At 46.5% G+C, this 2,138-nt stretch carries 1 protein-coding gene and 1 other annotated feature; the gene reads right to left on the bottom strand.

Features of this window, described 5'->3' with window-relative positions; all coding sequences use genetic code 11:
* A partial coding sequence (ilvB, locus tag AC075J_RS18320) for a biosynthetic-type acetolactate synthase large subunit (protein ID WP_476390599.1) occupies nt 1-1,248 on the bottom strand: 1,248 nt, incomplete at its 3' end.
* 394 nt (nt 1,249-1,642) lie between these two features.
* Nucleotides 1,643-1,910: a binding site (T-box leader), on the bottom strand.
* Nucleotides 1,911-2,138 lie beyond the last annotated feature (228 nt).

Here is a 2,138-nt window from a genome sequence, read left to right as displayed (position 1 = left end):
AAGACCATAGCCCATTGTTCCCAGACCACCGGACATGATCATCTGTTTGCCCTCTGTGATTTCCGCATACTGGGAGACAAGCATCTGATGCTGTCCTACATCTGTTACGATAATACTGTTCTCAAACTGTTCGTTGATCTCTTTCAGGATATCCATCGGACTTAAAAGATCATTTGGACGCATTTTCAGCGGATGTTCTTCTTTCCACTGGCTGATCTGGCCAAGCCACTTGCCTGTAGAGCATTCCTGAACGTATTCATTCATTTTTGTGATAGCTTCTTTTGCATCTGAAACAATAGGAATATCTACCTGAATGTTTCTGGAGATAGATGCGGTGTCGATATCGATGTGTACAATCTGTGCATGAGGTGCAAATTCATGAAGTTTTCCTGTGATTCTGTCATTGAATCTGGTTCCGATAGAGAAAAGGAGATCACAGTTGCTGACTGCCATGTTTGCTGCATAGGCACCATGCATACCAAGGTTTCCGATGTAGAGCGGATGGTCTGTGGGGATAGAGCCTTTTCCCATTACGGTTGTGACAACCGGAACTTTTGTCTTTTCTACTACTTCCCGGAAGATTTCGTGGGCGCGGGAGATTACTACACCGCCGCCTGCAAGGAATAAAGGACGTTTTGCCTTGTTTAAAAGTTTGATGGCACGTTTGAGCTGGCCGATATGGACATCTGTGTTGGGCTTGTATCCGCGGATATTTACATTTTTAGGATATTCAGCGCTGCCGAGTTCTGCCATTACGTCCTTTGGAAGGTCGATGAGGACAGGTCCCGGACGGCCGGTGCGGGCAATGTAGAAGGCTTCTTTGATGATACGTCCCAGGTCTTCACGTCTGCGGACAGTAACGCCGTATTTGGTGATGCTTCTGGTGATTCCTACGATGTCTACTTCCTGAAATGCATCGTTGCCGATGAGGTGGCGGGCTACCTGGCCAGTGAAGCATACAAGAGGTACGCTGTCATAGTTGGCGGTTGCAAGTCCTGTTACAAGGTTGGTTGCTCCGGGACCGCTGGTTACCAGACATACGCCGACTTTGCCGGTGGTTCTGGCGTAGGCGTCGGCTTCGTGGACAAGGGCCTGTTCGTGACGGGGGAGGATGATTTTGACATCGTCCTGTTTGTAGAGTTCATCACTGATGTCGATGGTACAGGCTCCGGGGTAGCCGAAGAGGTATTCTACGCCTTCTTCTTTTAAGGCTTTTACTAAGAGTTTGTTGCCGGATATTTGTTTCATATTTGGGTAAACCTCCTTTGTGTATGTGTATAGGACGCTCGGAAATTTATTTGTTTTCGGGTGCGGTTTCGGGGTCTAGGAACTCTAAGTGTCTGAAAATCTGCTAAAACCGTTCAGAAAAATCTCAAACTCGCCGCGGATGCGGCTCAGACAGTGAGATTTTTCTGAACAACGCAGATTTCCAGGCACTAAGAGTTACTACGACTCCTGCAAATGCACCCGAAAACAAATAAATTTCCGAGCTGTGTATTGGCGAATACAGGGTGGGGCAGAATGGCGCTGCGCTGATTCTGCCGAGTGTGGGGTGGCGGGTTTGATGTGACAGATTAAAGCAAGCACGAAGACTTTTTGACCCTGATATATAAATATAGTAAAAAACGCCCTGGGCTTGTTTGCCCAGGGCGAAAATGTTTCCGCGGTACCACCTGTATTCAGAGTCTGGCTCTGCACTTTGTCAGTACTGATATACTGTGTTCCTGTAACGTGGAACTGACGTTGAAGCCTACTTGGCATGTCCGTTCAGGTCTTGTGGATCAGACGGGATATACGGTTTGGTTCACTGCTCGGGGGCTACTTCCACAATTCGTTCACGAAAGCTCGCACCGACCGCTTTCTCTCTGTGCTTCCCGGGGTTGTGTACTCCTCCCTGTCATGGCATTTGGCTGATATAGGGATATTCATTGTCCGAATAGGGTGGACAAATGTTTTCTTGGGTTACATTATACATTTATAGAGAGGAAATTGTCAACCGGGTTTTGGATAATTGCTGTAAAATTTATGTTCCTGAATGAATTTTGGCTACGTTACTGAGAACGGAGTGAACAGTAATGTAATTGACAGATTTCTATATTGCTGATATAAAAAATAAATAATACAGCTGTTTGGAAGGT

It is taken from the genome of Blautia sp. ZXY-1-C6 (assembly GCF_056339875.1).
Note: the sequence above shows the minus strand (reverse complement) of the source record. Positions and strands in the feature narration are given on the sequence as shown.